Consider the following 23,454-nt stretch of genomic DNA (forward strand, 5'->3'; position numbering starts at 1 on the left):
GGTATCCATGGGAAAAACAAATATTCACTTACTTTGTCTTGTAACCATATTGATTTTGTTATTCGAATCGAATACACTCATGGGCCAATTTATAGTTCCAAGTAATAGATTAGGAAATTGGACTTCAGTAGGATATAGCTCGGCTCAGCGAACGATTCCCCGGCATTTCGATAACAACTTCGATATGAAAACTATGTTTGGTGCTAATGGAAATGGTGTAGCCGATAACACTCAACCGTTGAGTGATGCATTAACACACTGTAGAAATAGTAATCTTTCGTCAGCGGTATTGATATTTCCTCCTGGCACTTATAGATTCAATTCGCAAATTCTCCTTAATGGTTTGACTAATATTAGAAGGACAGATGGCAGCACAATTAGAATCGTATTACATGGTTATGGATCAAACCTTACAACGTTTAAATTCGATAGTTATAATATTGCAGGGTCAATGATTCAGATAAATAGTGCAAACGGAGTAGGTATAGAAAATTTAAGTTTAATCCGTGACAATAATTACGTACATAATCCAGCCGGAATGGATCAACACTATATTGCATTCTCTAGTTCAACGAGTTGTTGGGTTTATGGTGTTGAGGCTGTAAAAGCAGTAACACATCATGTGAATATTTCAGGTGGAAATAATATCGTCATAAAAGGATGCTATTTCCATGAAGCTGATGATTATGGTGTAGGGGGACGCGGATATGGAGTAAATATTAGCTATGATGCGAACAATTGTCTTGTGGAAGATAACATATTTAGATACTTGAGACATAGTATTGCATTTCAATTTGGTGCATACAACAATGTTGCAGGATATAATTTTATTCGTGACGGACATGCAACAGATGGTGATGGCGATTACATTGAAACAGGAATTACTTGCCACGGATCTGGAAACGGGGGCAATTTAATCGAGGGAAATATTGTTGATCTATTGGGAGCAGATAATGTAAATGGACTAGGTGGTAACGATAATACCTTTTTTAGAAATAGAGTCGATAAGTATTTCCGACTAGGGAATCATAGAACAACAAATAAATTCGAAAGCAATTATGTAAATATTATTGGAAATCACCTTGAAGAAAATTATGCCCATTTCACACCAGAATATGGGGATGGTGTACTATGTCATGCTACCGCTCTTGAAATATATGCAGAGATTCGTGAACGTAGTCCTGTAAACCATGCGACCTATATAAACTGGGTTGAAGGTCTTTTTGGAGGTCCTCCATCTGCTTCGGAAGAGGAATTTTTCCTACCGGATATTTCATATTATTATCCAAACGATGTGAACTCACGCCCTAGCTTTTTAAATGTGTCGGGTGTTTCGTGGCCGCCAATTGGACCACATTTAGTAGGTCAAACCAACGTACCACTTCTCAGTCAATCAAATGCAGCTGAAAAACGTTGGCTTGGCAGTAGCATCCTGACTGTGGCTGCTGATCCACTAATATATAACATTACATTAAGCCCAGCTCAATTAGAAGGTGGGGGATCGGTAAATCGCTCATATAAAATAGATGGAATTAATGTTCTCTACACATCTTATAATGGGCAGGGCTACACAACTGTTGAAGCTGTTTCCTCTTATAATGATTTTAAGAAATGGAGTGACGAATCCACAGAAAATCCGCGGACACTTGTAGCAGATTTGAATTCCTACGCAATCTTTGAATCGCCCGTTGCCTCGGGTATTCTTCAACAAAATACAAGATGGAATATCGCAAAAACATTAACAGGTGATGTATATGTACCTTGGCCTATTACATTAACAATAGCATCGAACGTGACTATCGATTTCGGAACTCATATCATTGTTTCAACAGGTGGAACAATAGTCGATCAAAGTGGAACGGTTATTTGTGCTTATTTAACGCAAAGCAATGTATTAATAGGACTTTTCCCAACAATACAATCTGCTGTAAATTACTCTTCTTCCGGTCAAACGGTGGAACTGCAGGCTAGAACACACAATGAGAGTTTTTCTCTTAATTCAAAATCCGGGATAACTATTTCGGGAGCAGGGATAAATAATACGACAATAAATGGCCCGGTTACTTTTAACAGTTCTCAAAATTGCACAATGACAGATCTGACGGTAGCAAACAATATTTCTTTAAATTATGGCAACAATTATAATTATTTAAATAATTTAAAAATTCTGGGAAATATACAACCTAATATGGGTTCATATTCAAATATGACAAATGTAGATTTGACAGCGCCAAATTCTGTGGGGATAATGCCAGGGTATTCTCATGTTGAAGTGCATTACTCTCCAATACAAAACAGATCTGTGGCAGGAATATACGCAACCTGGGTGAATATGTCGGTCTTTAATTCCATGCTATGTACTAATGGACCATTATTTAATCGGTTAGATGTAGTAAGTAATAACAGTCCTGACATTAATTTACATTGCTGCTGGTTTAGTAATCCTGATCCAGGATCGACTGTCAGCGGAAGTTATATCCATTGGGATTGGTGGAGTGGCTGCGGTCTGTACAAAGAAGCAGCCGCATCGGACAACGCATTGTCATATAAAATTAAAGAATTACCCTCCGCTCTGGAAGGATTAAGTGAAGAGAAAAAAAATGCAGGGAAAGATGATTATAAAAAGGTCATGGAGAGCCATAGGGCATTATTTGATAAAATAAGGGGAGAGAATAATGGTAAGCTGATTGAATTCAAACAATATGAAAAAGAACTTACCGGCATTATCTCTCAATTTAAGGATATCATGAAAAAATATCCGGGCTCAGTTTCATCAGTTCAATCATTGCAAGAAGTTATTAGTTACTGCCGTCTGCTTCAGGATAAGCAATCGGCAAAACAAGTATTAAGCAATCTTCTTGCAGATAAAAAATATGAAAAAGTATATTCTCATATTAAGTTGTTATCTATTCCGCTTTACATAGATGATCAAAATTATGATGGCGCACTCAGTCTGTGTGATACGGTGATGGATGAAATACCAAATACCATAGAAGCAGCATGTTTATTGTATAACAAAGGTAAAATACTTGAAACACTTAAAAATGATAGTACGAACGCTGAGAAAATATATAACAAATTAATAGAACAATATCCGAATTCTATGTACGCATTTTTGATTAATGAATCATTAGGAAAAGAAACAAATCCACAAAAGTCCGAGGATGTTCAAAAAATAGACAAATATGAATTAAACAATTATCCCAATCCTTTTAACCCATCGACTGTCATTAGCTATCAATTACCGGAACCAGGCCGAGTCAGTTTAATGGTCTTTGATCTACTTGGCCGGGAAGTTGCGACATTAGCGGATGAAATGAAGGGAATGGGCTCTTACTCGGCAACTTTTGACGGCTCAAAACTTTCCAGCGGTTTGTACTTCGTCCGGCTTACAGTGCAACCTGCAGACGGTTCGACGCCATTTACAAAGACAATGAAGATGCTGATGACGAAATAACGCCAGTTGTTTCGTCAGAAATCTCGTGCTTTAAGCGTGGTTGATGACAAAGTAATACTTCGTGTTTAGATGGAGTCCACAGAGAAAGTGGACTCCATCTGATTCATAGTTTCTCATTCCCATTCTTGTAAATAGATTGTTTTAACGTTTATTTTAACTTTCCCTCTTGCCTTTGATTCAAGTCTGAATTACTTTATTCTGAAGAGGCAATACACCAGACAACGAATGGACAATCAACAGTTCGCATACAAATGAATCTCACAAAAACTGAGTTACAGGTTTTTACCAGACTGAAGACACCGTTCAAGATTCAGGAGTTTCTCGATTCTCTTCCTTACAGCGACGAGCAACGGTACCGGTGTACGCGAAGCGTCTTGCAGGATCGCAAAGCGCATTGTTACGATGGCGCAGTCTTTGCCGCCGCTGCGTTGCGCATGATCGGTTATCCGCCATTGCTTGTCAATATGCTGTCGAATGAGCGGGATGACGACCACATTCTTGCTATATTCCGCCGGAAGGATCGTTGGGGTGCTGTCGCAAAATCCAATTTTTCAGGACTGCGATTCCGTGAACCGGTGTACCGCGGATTGCGTGAATTGATTATGTCGTATTTTGAATTTTATTATAATATCGCCGGGCAGAAAACACTTGTCGGCTATACAGCTCCTCTCAATCTCAATCGCTTTGATAAACTCGGCTGGCTTGTGAACGACAAAGCAATGGATGCGATAGGATTAGAACTGGACAATCATCGTAAATATACTATTATTACTGCAGCAATGGCGCGGCAACTTTCTGTTGTTGATAAACGTTCTTATGAAGCCGGGTTGCTTGGCGCAAATCATAAAGGACTCTTTCAACCATAAACCATAAGAGGTACATTATGCTTACACCATCCGAACGAAATGAATGGATTCAGAAAATTCAACAGCTTCCACTGAAGTTAGAAACCGCTGTTCAGGGATTGAGTGATACGCAATTGAACACATCAACAGGAGAAGGTAAATGGACCAGCCGGCAAATTGCGCATCATATTGCAGATGCAAACATCAATGCCTACTCGCGGATGAAACTCATTGTTACTGAAGAAAAACCAATACTGAAACCATACAATCAAGATCAATGGGCGTCGCTTGCTGATTGTAAGAACGGACCGATTGAGCCGACGTTGACACTCGTGAAAGGATTGCATGAGCGATGGCTAATATTTTTGCGCTCGCTGCCAGAGCCTAGCTGGGCACGCGAAGGTATTCATCTTGAAAACGGCAAGGTCACGCTTGACGATGTTCTGAGAATTTATTCCAAGCATGGCGAAACGCACGTACAGCAAATAATTTCATTCCGCGAAAAGATGAAATGGTAGAGGAATAGCAATGAATCATGCTTGGATTAAATCATTCCCTGCCGCTATCACCGTGTGCGACATCAATGGAATCATTCTCGAAATGAACGACAAGGCAATCGATTCGTTTCAAGAGGATGGCGGCGAGAAACTCATCGGCACAAATTTGTTGAATTGCCATCCCGAACCGGCGCGTTCACAATTAGAAGAAATGCTCAGGACACAACGACAAAATTCCTATACGATTGAAAAATGCGGCGTGAAGAAACTTATATTTCAAACGCCATGGTACGACAATGAAAAATATTCCGGGTTTGTTGAAATAAGCCTGCCTATTCCATTTATTATGCCGCATTTTATTCGAATGGAAGAGAAGGGATAACAACTATGCCGTTCTTAGAATGGAAAGATACATACAACATCGGCGTGAAAGAAATCGATAATCAGCACCGCGGGTTATTTGATATCATCAGCAAATTGTATAATGCAGGATTGTATGAACCTGACGGAAAATATTTCTTTTTAACGCTGAGTAAATTTGTGGAATACGCACAGGTACACTTTTCCACCGAGGAACGGTATATGCGAGAAGCGCAGTACCCGAAGTTTGCTGAGCATCAGCGTGAACATGAACTCTTTATTGCACACGTATCTCAGTTACTGCAGAATATTGAGAAAAAGGAACCCGCTATCGAGAACAAGACACTTGATTTTTTAAAGGATTGGTACCTCGCACATATTTTGGGTACCGATCGCGAGCTCGAAAAACCGTTTCAGGCAAAGGGATTCAAATAATAGAACAAGCTGAACATGTATACACCAATAAAATGGCAGGACGAATACAGTGTCGGAGTGAAAGAACTTGATGCTCAGCATCAAAACTTGTTAAACATCATAAATACGTTACTCATAGGACAACAGGACGAATACAACGCCATCAAGATGTCCGAAATGATTTCATCATTGATTCATCACGCCTATGTGCACTTCGCAACTGAAGAACGATATCTTGCGCAGTCGAATTTTCCTGATATCAAAACACATGTACTTGAGCATGTCGGTTTCATCATGAAGACATTAGAGCTGTCACTCAAGGTAAAAGAAGGAACAAATGATAATAGACTGGAACTTCTCCGATATTTAAAAGGATGGTATTCTTCCCATGTTCTGGGCAGTGACCGGCTCCTGATCCCATACATTACAACAGAGAGGATCAAATAGCGGATCTCGCATGAATTATTAAATTTTCATAACTTACGAAGGAAGCATAATGGCGACGAAGCTAGATGATTTCCGTACATACCGTACAAACATGAACGACCGTATCGCTCACATTGATCATATTGGAATTAAAAGGTTTTTTAATCTGGATAGTGCCGCATATAAAGGTGCTGCATTAGATGCCAAAACGAAAGAACTGCTTGGTTTGGTTGCATCCGCTGTTCTTCGATGCAACGATTGCATCGATTATCATCTCATTCAATGTATTGATGCCGGATGGAACGATGAGGAATTATACGACGCATTGAATGTTGCGCTTATCGTGGGCGGAAGTATTTTTATTCCGCACCTGCGCCACGCAGTGGAGACCATCGACACCTTGCGCGCAGAACAAAGACCCATTGAAGTTTGACGTCCCTTCACATATATATATTGTATCGGAGGTCTCTATGTCCACCATTCAACGATCCATTTCTATTGTGTTCTTGGTCTGTCTGATGAATTCTGCACTTCCCGCACAAACCGCTTCACCAGCCCAGCTCAAAGGAATAAAGCAGGTAGCTGGATTTTGGCATAAAGAAGATGGAAGTAACGAAATCTTTCAGAACTTTATTGGGTCAAATTTCGCCGGCGACTCCACAACCCACATGGCAATGTTCAACCGGTTTGAGAGCCTGATGGAGCAACTCTATGGACATATGAATGAGATCGGGCTGGCATTCCGACAGCAATCGGATCTCGATCTCGGGACAATTTATCACTTTGATGAGATATTCGGTGCCTATGCACCCGGGGCACATATCATCGACGATTTTTTCAATAACAAATTGGCATTCGTGGTCTTGCTGAACTTCCCGCTCACAACACTCGAAGAGCGCCTGGCGTACGGTGAACAATGGTCGCGCCAGCAATGGGCAGAAGTACGGCTTGCGCAATATTTCTCCAAACGCATTCCAGCCGAAGTTAACCAATCGGTTTCTGAGGCATCTGCGAGAGCGGAACAATATATTGCCGATTACAACATCTATATGCACCATCTGATCGATGAAAATGGAAACCGACTTTTTCCCCCTAAGATGCGACTGCTGTCACATTGGAACTTGCGCGATGAACTCAAGTCCGATTATTCAGATGAGAAGACCGGCCTCCAGAAACAAAATATGATCCAGCAGGTCATGGAACGGATCGTGACACAAACCATTCCGGAAGTAGTAGTGAACAATCCCAATGTCGATTGGAATCCCTTTACCAATGAAGTAAAACCTGCCACAATAAAAGATGTAGACGCGCTGGAAAAAGCTGGCGGTACGATTTCCAATACCCCCGAGCCCGATACACGCTATGCTACGCTCCTGCAGACGTTTCAGGCATCCGTAAAAGTCGATCCCTATTCTCCAAGCGCACCGACGTTAATCGCACGACGTTTTGATGAGAACCGCGAAATCCCGGAGACACGCGTGCAGGCCATGTTGGAATCAGTGTTAAGTTCACCTATGGTATCGAAGATTGCCAAGATCATTGAACAACGTCTGGGCCGTCCGCTCGAACCCTACGACATTTGGTATAATGGTTTTCGTGCACATGGACAATACTCGGAAGCGCAATTGGATGAGATCGTGAAGAGACGATATCCGACTGTTGATGCTTACAAAGCCGACATCCCGAACATGTTGATAAAGCTCGGCTTCAGTAAAGAACGGGCTATATATCTCGCCAATAATATCGTGGTTGATCCGGCCCGCGGTTCAGGACATGCGGCTGGAGCGGCTATGAAATCCGCGAAGGCACATTTGCGCACCCGAGTTGGCAAAGACGGAATGGATTATAAGGGATTCAATATTGCAATTCATGAAATGGGGCATAATGTTGAACAAACACTTTCCCTAAACGATATCGATCATTATTTCCTGAATGGCGTCCCAAATACTGCATTTACTGAGGCAATCGCGTTTATTTTTCAACGGCGTGATCTTGAATTACTAGGCCTCTCATCTCCCACAGCAGAAGATGAAGCACTTGAAGTCCTCAATGTTTTTTGGCAAATGTATGAAATATCCGGTGTCTCGTTGGTAGACATGGGAATTTGGCATTGGATGTATGCTCATCCTAAAGCAACACCTGCCGAAGTCAAGGGCGCAATAATACAGATCGCAAAGGATGTTTGGAATAAGTATTATGAACCGATCTTCAAGAAGAAAGATGTCGTGTTGCTGGCAGTCTATTCACATATCATCCATTCGTTTCTCTACACCCCAGACTATGCCATTGGTCATTTGATTTCCCATCAGCTTGAGGTATTTCTGAAAGGAAAACCTAAAATCGGTCCAGAGATCGAACGGATAGTCAAAGCAGGATGTATTTCTCCGGATCTTTGGATGAAGAACGCGACAGGTTCACCGATAAGTTCCGAAGCGTTGCTCGAAGCGACTTTCAAAGCACTAAAAGATTACAGGAAGTAATATCCATATTGTTCCGATATTTCGCTGACGAAGAGAGATCAGGTTTGTATTTACTCTTCGCTTAATCGCCATATTTCTTATGAGACCTTGCGAAGACAGCAGATGGTAACTGCTCAGCTCCCCAGCCAATAGGTAAGCTTTATCATAAAAATATTATCTGCAATAGAACTACCAAGACGATCAAACGAATTACGCATGTTGAATCCGCCATCGAGCATATTATCGTATCGGCTTTGCGTCCACACAAAAAACAAAGTTGAACCGGGCATATACTCCCACCGCAACACTGCATTCCCACGCAATGAAACTCTATTAAAATTTGGATGATCCAAGGACATCGTCAATGGGGAACCGGCCGCGCTAAGATATATTTTGCGGCTTCCATCGCTGAAGGAGGAATCAGCAAACAATGACCCGTTCTGTCCAAAGACATTAAAATCAAACGACCGGGGACGCGCGAGTTCTTTGAAGTTTGTATAATCTCCACTTGCGAAGAGGGGCTGAACAAACATCTGGAAGCTTAAGGTTGGACTTAATGTCCAATTGACGCGAATTTGTGCAGACAATTCTTTGTAATGCAAATCAGCAAATATATATCTCTTCCCATAGGTTGCCGTAGCATAGGAATCTGAAAAAACATCAACCCATTGCGCTTTATTCGAATGCAATGTATATCCCGGTCCAATGGTAATTGACACATTCGAAGAGGGACGCATCGTAAGATACAAACTGAGGTTATGATAAAATCCATCAAAGCCTTCATACGCATACCAGTATGCTTCTTCAATATAATCGTTGCGATTGTCTGTGTAATAATTCACACCATATTCGTATGCCGGAAGATTTAACATCAACGGGCCGCCGCGTGTTCGCCGGTTGTCAACACTTTCAAATCCATAGTCATAATACCATTCAAAAGAATGATAGTTTGGAAATTGATAATATATTTTTCCCCAAAGTCCCCGCCAGGTAAGATTTCCGCCAAAATCACTGCTGGCAAAATATGAGCCAAGTACTTCAATATCCCGATAATACGGCGTTGGGTCGTTCCATTTATACCCTGTCCCAACATGGTAATTTATAGCATCAGTCCTTGAGAGATACCCGAGATCGCCGGATTCAAAACCGGGACTCACAAAACCCAATGCCGCATTCAACATCCATCTCCCTTTCTGCTTATTCAATGTGTAGCGGCCGGCAAAGCCGCTCATCGAGGTTGCAGAACTATCTATCGAGAGATGGCTTGCATCCGGTCGTTCAAAATAGTGGGGCCATCCCTGCTGGAGATCGAGTATCCGTTCTTTTGTTCCTGCGACTCGCGAGAATACAGTCCACCCAGAAATCATATATACTTTTCCAGAATCAAAGGCAGTCCATCCATCAAACCCACCTATGAACGCATCAGAGTTCACAGCAGATCTCACACCATCATCTTTAAAAAATCTATGCACGGATGTTGCAAGCAAGCCAATTCCCTGTTTTCCATCATTAAAATCTCTCTGCACACGTGCTACTGTGTAGGAAGACAATGGCTCTACTTCCCAATCTCTTTGAATACCCGATGTAACCACTTGCGCATATTCCCGGTTTGTGACCGCTTCAATAATTCCTACATTCCATCCGTTGAACGCTTTTCCGGTCAGCTTCGCTGCACCTAATATCCGGGTACCGAGCGGAACATCAGCATAGTCATTTTCCGGAAGTCCCCGTTCTGGAGCGCGGCCAATCCGGCGGCTATAAAAGAGACTGGGATTAGACCAGTTGAAAGACCAATAGTTGCTGACTCCGCCCTGACCGAAAGAAAAAATATTCATGCCTTCAAGAAAAAATGGACGCTTCTCATCATAATATGTTTCCGCATCGCCTAAGTTCACAACTGCCGGATCAACTTCGACCTGGCCAAAATCTGGATTGACCGCTCCATCGAGTGTCAGATTGCTCCCCAGACCAAGTTTGAAGTCAGCACCAAAATCAGGTTTGTATTTTGAACCTGAATTGAATGGATCTCCCGATTTGTGCTGCAAGTATTCAGCGCGCCCTGTCATATACGGAGTGGCTTCAAAGCGGGAAGGAGGAGTAATATGTTCAATGCCGACAAGTTCTGCCATTCGCGACACGAATCCACTTTCGTTGCGCGGAGTATAGACAGTGTATGACTCTTCTTTCTTTCTTCCTATCTCCCGTACAAAAGCGATTCCCCATATATACTTCTCCTGTTCTTCGAAACGAAGTTGGGAAAAAGGAATTCGCATTTCAACCGACCAACCATCCGGTAGTAAAACCGGTTTTGCTTCCCACACTCCATTCCATGAGTCATCACTCCAGTCATCATTATAAAGAGTTCCGTCTATGAGTGTGCCAGATGCAGAAACGATAAATTTATATCCATTTCGTTTATCGTGATAAGAATCGATTCCAACACCAAATCGATCGCCGCCCACATTATTATCGCGGCGTGAAAGGCGGGCAATGATAGAATCCGGATGCGAATCTTTCAGCATAGCGCCGATATACAACGCTTCGTCATCGTATGCGACCCACACTTCTGTCGGTTCGCTCACTGGTTCTCCTTGATTTGGATCTTTTTGGTAAAATTCTTTTATTCCTGGTTGTCGATAGATCGACTCAGAAAGCACTCCATCAATCTTTATGGGTTCCTTTACACGAACAGCGGTGATTTGTTTTATAAAATCAGGCGGGTTGCCATACCCAACCACAACTCCAAGAAGGAGTGTCAGAAGAGAATATCCTAAAAGGCGCATCGTATACCTACATTTTTTTTTATGATAATATATCAGACTCGTCTTTAGTCGAAAAGGTTGGGGGGGAGAATAATCGCTCGTACCTTTTCTCAACGATACAAGGGCATACGAAACAAGGAGCATTCTTGTTGCACGCAGAGCTTCTCCCTGTCATTTTTTTTAAAGTTTCAGATTTCACTGGAAAAAGGATCAATCACATCGTTGGTCAGACTTCCTTATATCCATTTAAAGGCGGTGGGGCTACGTCGTGGAGAGAGATTGACTGTCTTGTAATTCAGGAAGATACACATGAAACGTTGTTCCTTTGTCTATAACACTTTCGACGGTTATGAATCCTTTATGTCCTTTTACAATTCCAGCAACGATCGATAATCCCAGTCCTGTTCCCTTGCTTATTTCTTTGGTCGTATAAAATGGTTCAAATATTTTTTCGATATGTTCTGAAGAAATACCAACGCCCGTATCAGCAATGGACCAAACCACAAAAGTTCCCTCGACAGCATTCGGAATCGCCTCAGCCATCGTTTTATTCACTTGTTCACAAGTGTATGCCACTGTGAGACGGCCGCCCTCCGGCATGGCGTCCTTTGCATTATTGATCAGATTCACCAACACTTGTCGAAGCTGCGTTTCATCGCCAAGTACAATGGCCGAATTATTTTGGAGATTACATTCAACTTCTATATTGGATGGCAGATTTTCCTGAATCACAGACAGCACTCGACGCAAGAGATCAGCTGCTTGCAGCGGCACATGCTGCCCCTCCACACCGCGAACAAAGGAAAGTACTTGCTGAACAAGAGTGATGCTTTGTTCAGCACTATGCCCGATAGATGTCAACATGGATTGGCTGTTTTTATCGTCATTCTTCCGCTTCAACAATTCTGCAGCCATCTTCACGGGAACCAACAAATTCTTCAAATCATGCGCCATACCGCTTGCCAGCACACCGATACTTTCAATCCTATGGGCACGCAGTTGTTTCGCTTCCAGGCGTTTTCGTTCCGTCACGTCGATAAGAACGCCCTCGACATATCCTTCATCAGAGAACAAAGTGCCGGAAAAAGAAATGCATGCTTCCGTATTATCAAAACGCCGGACCGTAATTTCAAGATTCCTTATTGTTCCTTGATTTTTAAGGGTGGTAAGAATTTGATCTCGATCTGCTATTGGGATTGCACCAAATATTTGTTTTACTTCCTCCGGCGTTTTCACTCCAAGCATTTCTAATAATGCATGATTTGCTTCCAGCACATCCCACGAATCTGCAGAAAGGCGCACCATGCCGGCAAGTGAGTTCTCAAAGAGATTGCGGTACTTGAGCTCGCGTTTGGCAAGTTCTTCTAACTCCCGCTGTTTGGCAATCATTTCCCTGCGCTTACTTTGAACAATTGCCATAATGAATCCCACGGCAAGCAGGAGCAGCACAAAAGTCCCTACACCAATCGTCCATAATATATTTATTGCGGTATCGGGCATGGATGTAATCTTTTAATCATTTATAGATGCTGATTTTGACTGACATAAGAACGCTTGAAGAAAGATGACGTATTGAACAATACCAAATAAGAAATTTGACAGTAAGATGACTTGCATCGTTCGGCGCGGCAGATTGATCAACATAACATTGTACATTGTATCAAGAAATAACGCTGCTGATGCATACAGTATAATTCCTGAGACCACTAGAAATCGAGGATCTATCTCCCACTCGAATTTATGTTCCTTAGAAATGGAAAAAAGTATCCAGCTACCAAAACCTATTTGAATAATCTGTGATACTGCTCCCGAATATACATCCTTGAAATAGAACGGTTCAAATGAAAATTTCCCAATAATCCATACCGCGACATAAATACCATATGCCGCCCAGAGCAGATCGCCATATCGTTTACTTGGCTTCCAAAGAAAATATATACATGAGTAAAGGGATATTTCGACAAGGCTGGACCAATGAATCATCCATAGATTTCGGATGTTAGAAACGACCATTACAATATCCACAATACCATTTGCGAGACAAAACAGTATATAAATATCAAGCAACCGGAGGGGTTTGGAGAGATATCTCCACTTCCACAGACCGATTATTCCTACAATACACATGAAGATCAGAGTAATACTAAATATGGTAACTCCGATTTGAGATAGTGTCATTTAAGGCAATTGAGAGAATCTAACATTACTTGTTTTGTAACTCTAATAATAATTTGTTTTAATAAATATTTTTACCTTTCCGATTGCTTTAAGCAATCGGAAAGGTTTTCAAACGATCTCCAAAGCTAAAAAATAGTAACCTTATCATTCCTGCGGATTTTAAGTCCGTTTCGATTAATAAATCGAAACGAGATCTCGACAAAGTCGGACGGGAATCTTGTGTAAGATACCCTATAATCCCGATTGATATAATCAATCGGGACGGGTATGACATTTTCTTCCTTTTACGCAACAACCGTTGCTACTTTGCCATTACTTCTGTTTCCGAAATTACCCCAGAAGATATAGCTGTTTTACATAAGAATCCACGCAGGAAGAAGACATGTTCTATTACAATAAAGACTGAATTTAGCTTCCATATCAATCGCATAATTGGACGAGGTAAGGTCAGCATCAAATTGAACGAAGTATACAGAAAAAAAGTCGCTGCTGCATAAATTGCAATTCCTGAAACGACTAGAAAACGATAATCCTTAATCCAATCAAAATTGGATCCTTTTGATATTTCGTACAACAACCACCCGCCGAACACCATCTGAATTATTTGCGAGACAGCGCCGGAATAAACGTCAGCATAATAGAACGGTTCAAATGTAAATTTCCCAATAATCCAGATTAGCAGATATACAGGAAACGCTAACCAAAGAAGCTGGCCATATCGTTTACTCGGCCTCCAGGAATAATAGATGCAGGAATAAAGAAATAATCCAATGATGGTGAACCAATGATTCACCCACAAATTTCGAATATTATTAAACCCCAGCACACCATCCACGACAGTTATTACGAAGCTAAATAGTATATAAAAATCAAGTAAGCGGAGCGATTTAGTTAATTGTTTCCATTTCATTAAACCGACAAGTCCTACTACAAGTACAAATACTTGTATGATATAATCAAGGATTATTGCTTGATATACTGTCATGGATGAGCGAACCAACACATCATTTGATATTATCTGTGTGGATTACTTCTTCTTTTATCCATTGTATCTAATCTTGTAACAATCAAGACACATATTCCTTATGAGTTGTTGGTGATTGGTAGATTATATGGGCGTTAGCCGGTCTATTGAACTAGTAAATCGTCTGTAGCACCCACTACCAAATCCTGAGAAGTCCTCTCTGGCTTGCAGAAAAAACTTCTCAGGAAAAAACCGAATGTAAGAATAATTGCATACCAATTTATATGCCAAATAACTTTAAGCATTTGTGGAGACCACGTAAGTAGAACATTAAAGAATCCAAACAATAGAAAAGTACTAGTTACATAGATTATGACTCCAGAAGCAACCCAAAAACGCGAATCATTTTTCCATACGATCCGAGTATCTTTTAATACGGTCATCATCAGCCAGACACTAAATATAATCTGAATAAGCTGTGCAAAAGTATTAGAGTATACATCCAAACCGGACAATGGCTCAAACGAAAATTTCCCAACAATCCATATTACTATATATGAGTACAGGGACCAACGAAGAAGTATTCCATTCCATTTACTAAATCGCCAACAATACAATGCCGCCAATAAAAGAGTTAGGTTTATAAGTGTATTAAAATGAATAAGCCATAGATTGTTGACATGATAATAACTACCTAACACATGTTCAGTCCATCCTGATACAACCGAATAAATAATGTGTCCTTCAATATATCGTAATGGAGTGCTTAATTGTTTGAACCTTAATATTCCAATAACTCCAACAAGACTCATGAAATCAAGACAAATAAAAAATGAAATTGGCATAAATATTTTATGCCAACAGCTCGCTCGATTTGTCGCAAAATGGCGGACACGGTTGAATACCTTCCATGATCACCGCTTTTGTCATATCTTTTCCTGCTGCATCAATACCCACAAGAACTAAAGAAGGTGTCCCGTCTTCATTTTTTCCATGATAAATGCGTAAAGCCTTACAACCGGTCTGGGCGAGTATTTTATCTATTGCAGCGCGATCGAACGAGCCACCGTGGTGCTTGGGATGGATCGGATTTTTTTTGTGGCGCTGGATATGCTTCTTTGCCTCGTCCAAAGAAATTTCGTGTTTTTCCGCACCCGGAAATTTCGCATCTACTTCTTTTGCCATGGTTAATCTCCTTATATGGTTAAAATTATAATACCGTTATTTAGTAAAGCACATAAAAGTGCAAAATAAAGACTCTTACGAGTCGCTCACGACATTATCAAGAAGGAGGTTTATTGCGTTAAAGTTTGCTTACAAGTTAAGGATTATTTGGAATTAAGCAATCATTCAAAAACGATGGTAGTGGGGTCTTTTCACTTTAAGGAACAAATATGAAGAAATGTACAGAGAATCACGACTATAAGCCCGTAGGGAATATTATAGAAAACAAGAAGGGCGACATGGTACAAGTTGTATATTGTCCCCGATGCGCTGATCGTAAAGAAATTTTAATTAAATCTAAAAAGGATTAAGCGTTCAACGCACCGCTTTCTAAGTCTAAAAGCTTTTTGTAGAGCGCGCTTATTCCGTCGAGAAACTCTTTTCTATACGGTACGGTGGTTAATAGGGTTGCATTACTCGTCGCTGTGCTTGCGCCCCCAGCTGAACCGATAGCGGCTTTTGTGATTTCAACGGTTGCTTCAAGAATGGTCATGGATAGCTCCTTTAATTAAGTGTGGTAGAAATGAAGAACGATAACAATAAAACATTAATGTTTGCAATTAGCAATAGCTTATCAAAGCCGGAAGCAATCAGTTTTGCTAAAACAATGGACGGCGGCGATAAGTGGTATATTGCTAAGGTTTACGAGAATCCAGCCGCCCGCCATATTGAAGATCGAGAGCGATGGGTTGTTGTGCGGGATTTACGAAAAGGCGAAATTGTGCCGAACGGGTACGCGTTGTTTGCGAATAAAATAGAATTGGCGGGCGTAAATTAATTAATTATTAATTTGACAAAACAAAGAAAAAATACATAATTATATGGCATTTGTTGTACAAGGGTAACTCGTATGGGATACCGTGAAGAACCCGCTGAAAGGCGGGTTTTTCATTTTATACAAGAAAGATATACCATTCCATATCCCTCTATCCGTGAATCGGTATATCTTTTATTGAATTTTTTCTTTGTTGCTTCAACAGGCTTTTCTGTGAATCCACATATGTTTTGTTTTTCCAGTCCTTTTGTATGTAACGCATATCGCTTTATCGGATTTGCCAACATATCAGATAGTTCTAGTCCTGCGATGTTGGCTATTTTTGGATAGAAAGCGATTTCTTGTGAAAGCAGATGTTTCTGTATCATTTCGGGTGTAAAATAAATATTTCCGTAGCGATAGAATCTATTAAAAGAATCTTGTAACATTGCGTCCTCATTCTCGCCTCGCGATTCAGCAAAAACAACGCCCGTGTCCTGTAAAAATCTTAATAAGCCCACGTATCTGCCCATTAACGCCTCAGTACAATAATGGTATGGATGGTTAGGCGTTTTATATTGTTCCAAATGATTTTTCTTGTCAATTGTTACGCTAACCATTTTAAAGTTTGTTGTTGAAAACGAATCCAATAACAGATTGTCAAACTTAGATTGAAGTTGTTTATCAAGAAGGACAGAAAACAGTTTTTTCTTGTATATTATATCGTCTCTGTGAAACGTAATTAAATGAGATTTTCCAGCCCATATCTCTTTTTTTATTGCGTTAAATCTTTGCACTAAACATTGGTGCTCTGTGTCTTTAATTATTACTCCGAGCAACGATAAGTAGCGTTTACTAACGCATTCAACGTCGGAATAAGTATGATCTCCAGATTCATCTATGTATATTTTATAGGGCAATGCGGTCTATTTATTTTCCTCTTTCTCTTCGGTTGTTTCTCTAATTAATTTTTTCAATGGCGACTCATTAGGGTCGTCCTTTCGGTCAGCATTCTTTGTTTTTTTGGAATCTGGATATTTTTCTTTTAAGCCAAAATAATTATCGCCAATTAAAACAAAGTTTGCTGTATTCCTTAAAATAGTAAGCCTTGCCTCGTCTTCTGCTTGTTTGGTTTTTCCCAAAGTAAATCCGCCATCCCTAAGGGCTTTAACAATTTCATTCCAATGAGTAGCCTCGTTTTTGAATTCAAGGAATTCTCTCACGGCTGTTGCAAGTGGACGATTGTAGAATTGGTCTGGCTTGATCTTTACTTTTCCGGTTAATGATTCGGTAGATACATCAGGATATGGGATTTCGTTATTTCCCATATCTTTCGCCAAAGCATTAAGCATCTTTTTTGCGTCACTCACTTGGTTAAAAAGGTCTTGCAATTTGTTTTCATATAATTCATACGTAGCCTTTAATACGTCTTTCATATATATCTCCTTTCATGTGGGCGTTGTTTTCATTGCTTAAATATACATTTTGCAATTATAATATGCAAGCACTTTCTGTAATTATTTTAATTCATTGCTATACATATTTTACATTGCCTTGTATAGCAAGACACGTAATATGTGCCGTTATAATTGCCGTTTATGCCGATATATGTTTTGCTATACCAATAAATAGAAAATAGTACTTGACACGTTATGCATATTTGGTTATATTAGGTCAGTGAAAATGGACAGCAAACATACTGAAAAATGCTACTCAGATAGAAATAAAAAACCCGCTACCGATTGCAGTCGATATGCGGGATTAATAAACAAAACGCGAGAACCCTTAAACAGGAAAGGAGGCTATATGAAGATTTATTGGGGCAGGTTAATAAATCCCTTTGAAGGATTTATTAATTGTGCCCGTGATATATCGTAGCACAGCCCGCTGTAAGGCGGGCTTACCGAGTGCGCTAACACTCAATAAGCCCTTAATCAAACGCCTGCGTGAACAAGCGAATGACCCGATTCAATATACGTTCATTGCAGGAAAAAATCAACAATAAACATGGAGCACTGCAATGAACACATTATCCCTCGAAAAGAAAACCTTAATCCTTAATTCCCTTGTTGAAGGAAATTCAATCCGTTCTACGGAACGCCTTACAGGTGTAACCAAAAAAGCTATTACTAAATTGCTTGTTGAAGCCGGAGAGCAAGCAAAAGAAATCCTTGATACTCAATTAGTGAATATTAAATCTAACTTTGTGCAGGTAGATGAAATCTGGACGTATGTAGGGAAAAAACAAAAGCAACTTAGAGAAGGCGATTCAAAAGAATTAGGCGATCAATATGTATTTGTAGCAATGGACGCGGAAACGAAACTTGTTCCGGCTTTCAGGGTAGGAAAAAGAACAATGGACACAACGCGCACATTCATAAGGGATTTGCAGTACAGAATAATCACACGATTTCAACTCTCTACCGATTCATTTAAGCCGTACTTCAATGTTGTAGATGAAATCTTTGGCGAAGATATTGACTATGGGCAGATTCACAAAGAGTATAGAGAAGATAGCAAAGGCGAGAAGCGGTATAGTCCCGCACAGATTGTGAGGGTAATAATAACCCCGTTAATTGGTCAACCTGTGAAAAGGAATATTTCTACCAGTTACATTGAGAGACAAAATTTAACAATGAGAATGCAAATGAGAAGATTCACAAGATTAACAAACGCATTCAGTAAGAAGTTATGGAACTTGGAATGTGCCGTTGCATTACATTTCTATCATTACAACTTTATGAGAATCCATAGCTCATTGAGAGTAACACCAGCAATGCAAGCGAACATCACGCATAGATTATGGACATGGAATGATTTATTGATTAGTGCACAAATGAAAAAAGCCGCATAAAAAACAAAGCCTCGAAGAAGTTTTCGAGGCTTTTGGGAATCGCGCCTACGGGGTGTTGTAGGGTGCGATGATTTTATTTGTGTTTTCTTGATTGTGGTGCAGAACGAGTATGAGCCTTGACTTGCGTTCCGTTCTTTTTTGTATATGCCTTAACGTGAACGGTCTTTCTTGTTGTGCTTGTGGTAGAAGTTTTCGCTGTGCTCTTGCGTCTACCTGCATCAAGCGGAAGCGTGACAATAAATAAACACAGCAACAGAATTACAATCCTTTTCATGTTTCCTCTTTTTTATTGAAGTAGTTGAACCGCGCATTAAGTGCTCTCACCTTGCTATTGCAATCATGTACACACATCGTTAACTTGCAGTGTGAAGAAACAAAATCAAAATAATAAAACATACGTGTACGATGCACGGTATAATTTTGTGATGGATGATGATGCAAAAGCCGTATTATCTTTTATGCAAAGGAATATTGCGGCGGAAAAGCTTGTTGCTGTCTCAAGGTTTGTTTCCCAAATAGCACCTTGCTTATGGTCGCATTATCCGGCTACAGATGTTATTCCGATGAATTTACAATTACCGCCTATTGGTTCATAGTGTATACTATTAACCGCCAACGAATTTTTCCCTGTGCGGTTGTGTGCGTATGATGATTCTGTGGTGGTAGGGGCTTATCTTTGACATGTGTTATTTCGTGCCCACAGCCCTCGCAATAATAAATACCAGAGTGTACGTTTGCTTGTCCGGGTTCGTAAATCGAGTCGAAGCCGCTGCCAGTGTCTTGAGTGAGGTATTTTGAATATTTGTATTTCGCCATGATAGTCCCTTATATGTGTAGTTTTGATTTGGTAAGTTAGTAGACCACATGAAACTTATACAATCACATAATCAATGTCAATTAGTTCCTGAAAAGTGATGAATGAGAATCATTTGTGTGGGCAAAAGACCCCACTACCAAAACGATTGAAACTGCTCTAGGAAGTTTGTATATTTATAATGAAGTAGAAATTTGCCCGGATGGCGAAATTGGCAGACGCGCTAGCTTCAGGAGCTAGTGATCGCAAGGTCATGGGGGTTCAAGTCCCCCTTCGGGCACAAGTAACGTTAAAATTTCAGTCCTGATACTTCGTTACACACAAGATAATGCTGCACGCGATGCGTGCAGCATTATTAGGCTTCCAGCGCTTCGGGCACAAAAAGGAAAAGCCACTCCTTGTGGGTGGTTTTTCCTTTTTATATCTCTCAAACGGATTTGATATTCAAGTTGAGTGAAGCCGTTATGAAACGGCTGAACGAAATCCCGTTGCTTTATAGCGGGATCCCCCTTCGGGCACAAGTAATGTTAAAATTTTAGTCCTGATACTTCGTTACACGGAAGGTAGAGATGCACGCGATGCGTGCAACATTATCAGGCTTCCAGCGCTTCGGGCACAAGTAATATTAAGATTTCTGACCTGATACTTCGTTACACACAAGATAAAGATGCACGCGATGCGTGCAACATTATCAGGCTTCCAGCGCTTCGGGCACAAAAAAACCTCGCATTGCGAGGTTTTTCTTTTCCTCTTGTGTTTTAATCCCATTCGATAAAATTCTTGTAAGAAATCAACAGAAATCAATCAAGATGCAAGCATATTGATTTGCAATAGGAATAATTATTTTCTAGAGTTATTTTTTTCATTTTTACTTTTCACCACAACCATTGTCACATCGTCATGTTGTTCTGCGGAACCGCGAAACTTTCCTACTCTTGTTAGAATCGCATGCTGGATACTTTCTGCGGAAAGATGCCGCTTTGCCTTCAACACATCAACGATGGCTGTTTCACCTAACTGTTGTTTTTTCTCATTCATTGCCTCGGTAATGCCATCCGTATAGAAGAGAAAGAGGCTCTCCGGCTTGATGGGAATCCGTACTTCTTCAATCGCATCCTCGAATACCGGGCCGCGCTCTAATCCCAACCCAATGCCGCCGCCTTCAAGGAATCGAAATTTTCCATTCACTCCCAAAAGGGCTTTGTTATGTCCGGCGCGGCAAATGCGCACTTCTTTCTTCTTCATATCGAACAGCGCAAGAATCATCGTGATAAATGATCTGCGATCCATACCATCGAAGATACGCCGGTTAATATTTGTAAGCATTTCTTTCGGCGTTTTGTAAATGTGCGCCGCAAGCTGGACCATCCCTTGAACCTTCGACATATAGAGCGCGGCGGACATTCCTTTGCCGGAGACGTCTGCAACGACAGCAAGAATTTTATTTGGACTCAATTGAATGAAGTCATAGTAGTCGCCGCCAACACTCAATGCAGGCACCGATACACCGGAAATATCGAGACCGGAAATAACTGGATTTGTTTTTGGAAACAAGCCCTGCTGAATTTTCCGCGCGAGATCCAACTCCTCTTTAACACGCTGCTGATCGATTTCCGATTTATGCAATCGCGAGTTTTCGATAGCAATAGCGGCTTGTCCTGCAACAGTTGCCAGCAGGTTGATATCTTCCTGCGAATAGACTTTGCCGGACATTTTTGGTCCGACATTAATGAACCCTACCAATCTATCCTGAAGAAACATCGGCACGGCAAGCACGATACCTGAGCGCAGAAGCTTTTCCTTTTCTTCACTCTTCAAATCTGTGAGGTCGTATTCATCGCCAAGCAAATGGAGATCTGCCGGCTTGCGTGTCTTCTGCAAGAGCGCCATCAGTGTATGTTCGCCGTCGCTAAACATACAATCTGTTTGATCTAAATTCTGTGCAGCCGAATTGCACCCTTCTTTCTCCCCGCATATAAACACAGATATTTTTTCAATGTGCATCGTTGAAGAGAGACGTGAAACGATAGAATGAAGGATGTGCTCCATCTCCATTAAGCGCGGAAGCTCCTGCGTAAATTCCAACAATGCCTGCTGGTAATCATATCGTTCATGGAAAAAAACTCGATCGATCCCATTCTGAAAACGCTGCTTGACGGGGTCAAACACAAAAGCAACTACAACAAGCGAAACAACAACGAGCAGCTGATTATCCTGCACTCCAAAGAAGTAATTTACAAGTGTGCCAATTCCATAGACAGAGACCAGATAAATAGCTGCGAGTGCTGCTGTCACAGTTCCGTAAATCAAACTGCGGCGAATAACAACATCCACATCCATCAATCGATGACGGAATATGGCATAGCCAAAGAACATCGGCACGACAACCAGGAGCATCATCGGCAGAAGAATCGTAGGGTTAAGAAATGCTGCGAACGGAATAAGCGTTTGCACAGCAAATGCGTAAGTAAATAAGATCAAGCCGATTGCAACTCCTATGAGCACCGGACGAAGCTGCACACGCTGTTCTTTCGGGACGAAGGCAAAGTAACTGCGGACAAAGATAGCAAACCCAGTAAAGAAAAATGCATAGCGGGTAAAGAGGAAGGTAAGAGTCAGCCATTGGGGTCCGCGTACTAATATGCCGTTTACAATTATTCCGACAACCAACAGAAAACTAATACTGTATAAAATAATGGTGAACACGCGACTCGAATGCCATTTTCGTTTCACAGGGAAAAAGAGAAAAAAGCGAACAAGCGGTGGAGGTGCAAAGATAGAAGTAAAAATTGACATGAACCCGAATAGCACAACTCGCCAGTACGGATCGGTTTGAGGATTGATATTAAATACTGAGAATCCGAAAAAAAGCATAGAATAGATACTATACCGGGCAAACATACGCTGAATTTTTCCCAACGGTTTGACGATTACCACAACATAGCCAACAAGCAAAAATCCCAGGCCAAAGAGAAACTGGCCAAAATATCCAAGATTAATGTATTTGAGAATCAGAACACGCGTATCGAACTGAACGCCATTTCGCTCAATCGAATATATTGCATACGACCCGGCAAGCTTATTGATCCTCAGTTGTGCTTCTTGCGAAGTTTTAAAGCTCTCACCATTAATTTTCACAAGGAAATCGCCATCCTTGATCCCAGCATGTTCGGCCACACCGCCGCTGACAATTTCTCTAATAAGAAGTTTTGAAGTGTCTGTATCGATCCAACGGCATTGGTCATTACCGGTAACTCGCTCAAACATCTGGACGGAAAAATTGAGAAGACAGAGGCCCAACACGATCAAGGTTAAGAGAGTATAGATAACCCTGATGGAACGAGGTGATAATTTGGAGAATGGATTTGTCATCGTTGCTCTCACATAAAGTCTATCAATACCTGTTATATTTAGATACGGTTCAACAGAGTCACAAGTTACTCATG

General features: G+C 40.9%; 21 protein-coding genes and 1 tRNA gene. 12 read left to right on the top strand and 10 right to left on the bottom strand.

Features of this window, described 5'->3' with window-relative positions:
- The first annotated feature begins 7 nt into the window (after window positions 1–7).
- From NTX44_05700 to NTX44_05735, 8 genes are all read left to right on the top strand, one after another.
- Window positions 8–3,457, top strand: a complete 3,450-nt coding sequence (locus NTX44_05700; GenBank protein ID MCX6121094.1) for a T9SS type A sorting domain-containing protein — start codon at window positions 8–10, stop codon at window positions 3,455–3,457.
- Between the two features lie 251 nt (window positions 3,458–3,708).
- On the top strand, window positions 3,709–4,323 hold the full coding sequence (locus NTX44_05705; protein ID MCX6121095.1) for a hypothetical protein: 615 nt from the start codon (window positions 3,709–3,711) through the stop codon (window positions 4,321–4,323).
- Window positions 4,324–4,340: 17 nt separating this feature from the next.
- Window positions 4,341–4,820 (top strand): putative metal-dependent hydrolase, encoded by a 480-nt coding sequence (locus NTX44_05710; protein MCX6121096.1) that lies wholly within the window; start codon window positions 4,341–4,343, stop codon window positions 4,818–4,820.
- A gap of 10 nt (window positions 4,821–4,830) precedes the next feature.
- A complete protein-coding gene (locus NTX44_05715) occupies window positions 4,831–5,181 on the top strand; it encodes a PAS domain-containing protein (GenBank protein ID MCX6121097.1) in 351 nt (116 codons plus the stop codon).
- A gap of 5 nt (window positions 5,182–5,186) precedes the next feature.
- Window positions 5,187–5,594, top strand: a complete 408-nt coding sequence (locus tag NTX44_05720) for a bacteriohemerythrin (GenBank protein ID MCX6121098.1) — start codon at window positions 5,187–5,189, stop codon at window positions 5,592–5,594.
- 15 nt (window positions 5,595–5,609) lie between these two features.
- Window positions 5,610–6,020, top strand: a complete 411-nt coding sequence (locus NTX44_05725) for a hemerythrin family protein (GenBank protein MCX6121099.1) — start codon at window positions 5,610–5,612, stop codon at window positions 6,018–6,020.
- Between the two features lie 49 nt (window positions 6,021–6,069).
- On the top strand, window positions 6,070–6,432 hold the full coding sequence (locus NTX44_05730; protein MCX6121100.1) for a carboxymuconolactone decarboxylase family protein: 363 nt from the start codon (window positions 6,070–6,072) through the stop codon (window positions 6,430–6,432).
- Window positions 6,433–6,469: 37 nt separating this feature from the next.
- Window positions 6,470–8,479, top strand: a complete 2,010-nt coding sequence (locus tag NTX44_05735) for a hypothetical protein (GenBank protein MCX6121101.1) — start codon at window positions 6,470–6,472, stop codon at window positions 8,477–8,479.
- A 113-nt stretch (window positions 8,480–8,592) separates the two neighbouring features.
- Here NTX44_05735 and NTX44_05740 read toward each other — a convergent pair whose 3' ends face one another.
- The 7 genes from NTX44_05740 to NTX44_05770 all read right to left on the bottom strand — a co-directional run bounded on the left by NTX44_05740 (window position 8,593) and on the right by NTX44_05770 (window position 16,079).
- Window positions 8,593–11,241 carry a DUF5916 domain-containing protein gene (locus tag NTX44_05740; GenBank protein ID MCX6121102.1) on the bottom strand — a complete coding sequence of 883 codons (2,649 nt, stop codon included), beginning with the start codon at window positions 11,239–11,241 and terminating at the stop codon, window positions 8,593–8,595.
- Window positions 11,242–11,481: 240 nt separating this feature from the next.
- Complete coding sequence (locus NTX44_05745) at window positions 11,482–12,720, bottom strand: ATP-binding protein (GenBank protein ID MCX6121103.1); 1,239 nt, start codon at window positions 12,718–12,720, stop codon at window positions 11,482–11,484.
- Between the two features lie 12 nt (window positions 12,721–12,732).
- Window positions 12,733–13,233: a hypothetical protein gene (locus NTX44_05750; GenBank protein MCX6121104.1), complete on the bottom strand. Its 501-nt coding sequence runs from the start codon at window positions 13,231–13,233 to the stop codon at window positions 12,733–12,735.
- A 466-nt stretch (window positions 13,234–13,699) separates the two neighbouring features.
- A complete protein-coding gene (locus NTX44_05755) occupies window positions 13,700–14,383 on the bottom strand; it encodes a hypothetical protein (GenBank protein MCX6121105.1) in 684 nt (227 codons plus the stop codon).
- 143 nt (window positions 14,384–14,526) lie between these two features.
- Complete coding sequence (locus NTX44_05760; protein ID MCX6121106.1) at window positions 14,527–15,207, bottom strand: hypothetical protein; 681 nt, start codon at window positions 15,205–15,207, stop codon at window positions 14,527–14,529.
- A gap of 7 nt (window positions 15,208–15,214) precedes the next feature.
- The gene (locus NTX44_05765) at window positions 15,215–15,547 is read right to left on the bottom strand and encodes a hypothetical protein (GenBank protein ID MCX6121107.1); all 333 of its coding nucleotides are present in this window, start codon (window positions 15,545–15,547) and stop codon (window positions 15,215–15,217) included.
- Window positions 15,548–15,893: 346 nt separating this feature from the next.
- Window positions 15,894–16,079 (bottom strand): hypothetical protein, encoded by a 186-nt coding sequence (locus NTX44_05770; protein MCX6121108.1) that lies wholly within the window; start codon window positions 16,077–16,079, stop codon window positions 15,894–15,896.
- Between the two features lie 30 nt (window positions 16,080–16,109).
- Between NTX44_05770 and NTX44_05775 the strand changes: the two genes are divergently transcribed.
- On the top strand, window positions 16,110–16,364 hold the full coding sequence (locus NTX44_05775) for a hypothetical protein (protein ID MCX6121109.1): 255 nt from the start codon (window positions 16,110–16,112) through the stop codon (window positions 16,362–16,364).
- A 110-nt stretch (window positions 16,365–16,474) separates the two neighbouring features.
- Here the strand turns inward: NTX44_05775 and NTX44_05780 are convergent, their stop codons facing one another.
- Both NTX44_05780 and NTX44_05785 read right to left on the bottom strand, forming a co-directional pair.
- On the bottom strand, window positions 16,475–17,260 hold the full coding sequence (locus tag NTX44_05780) for a DUF3800 domain-containing protein (protein ID MCX6121110.1): 786 nt from the start codon (window positions 17,258–17,260) through the stop codon (window positions 16,475–16,477).
- Between the two features lie 6 nt (window positions 17,261–17,266).
- On the bottom strand, window positions 17,267–17,776 hold the full coding sequence (locus NTX44_05785; GenBank protein ID MCX6121111.1) for a hypothetical protein: 510 nt from the start codon (window positions 17,774–17,776) through the stop codon (window positions 17,267–17,269).
- A 584-nt stretch (window positions 17,777–18,360) separates the two neighbouring features.
- Here NTX44_05785 and NTX44_05790 point away from each other — a divergent pair.
- From NTX44_05790 to NTX44_05800, 3 genes are all read left to right on the top strand, one after another.
- On the top strand, window positions 18,361–19,194 hold the full coding sequence (locus NTX44_05790; protein MCX6121112.1) for an IS1 family transposase: 834 nt from the start codon (window positions 18,361–18,363) through the stop codon (window positions 19,192–19,194).
- 365 nt (window positions 19,195–19,559) lie between these two features.
- Entirely contained in the window at window positions 19,560–19,790 is a 231-nt protein-coding gene (locus NTX44_05795) for a hypothetical protein (protein ID MCX6121113.1), read from the top strand.
- A 414-nt stretch (window positions 19,791–20,204) separates the two neighbouring features.
- A tRNA-Leu gene (locus tag NTX44_05800) sits at window positions 20,205–20,288 on the top strand.
- A 560-nt stretch (window positions 20,289–20,848) separates the two neighbouring features.
- On the opposite strand, the gene NTX44_05805 is transcribed toward NTX44_05800, so the two are convergent.
- Window positions 20,849–23,380, bottom strand: a complete 2,532-nt coding sequence (locus NTX44_05805; GenBank protein ID MCX6121114.1) for a SpoIIE family protein phosphatase — start codon at window positions 23,378–23,380, stop codon at window positions 20,849–20,851.
- Window positions 23,381–23,454: the final 74 nt, after the last annotated feature.

Source organism: Ignavibacteriales bacterium (assembly GCA_026390575.1).
Classification (GTDB): domain Bacteria; phylum Bacteroidota; class Ignavibacteria; order UBA10030; family UBA10030; genus Fen-1298.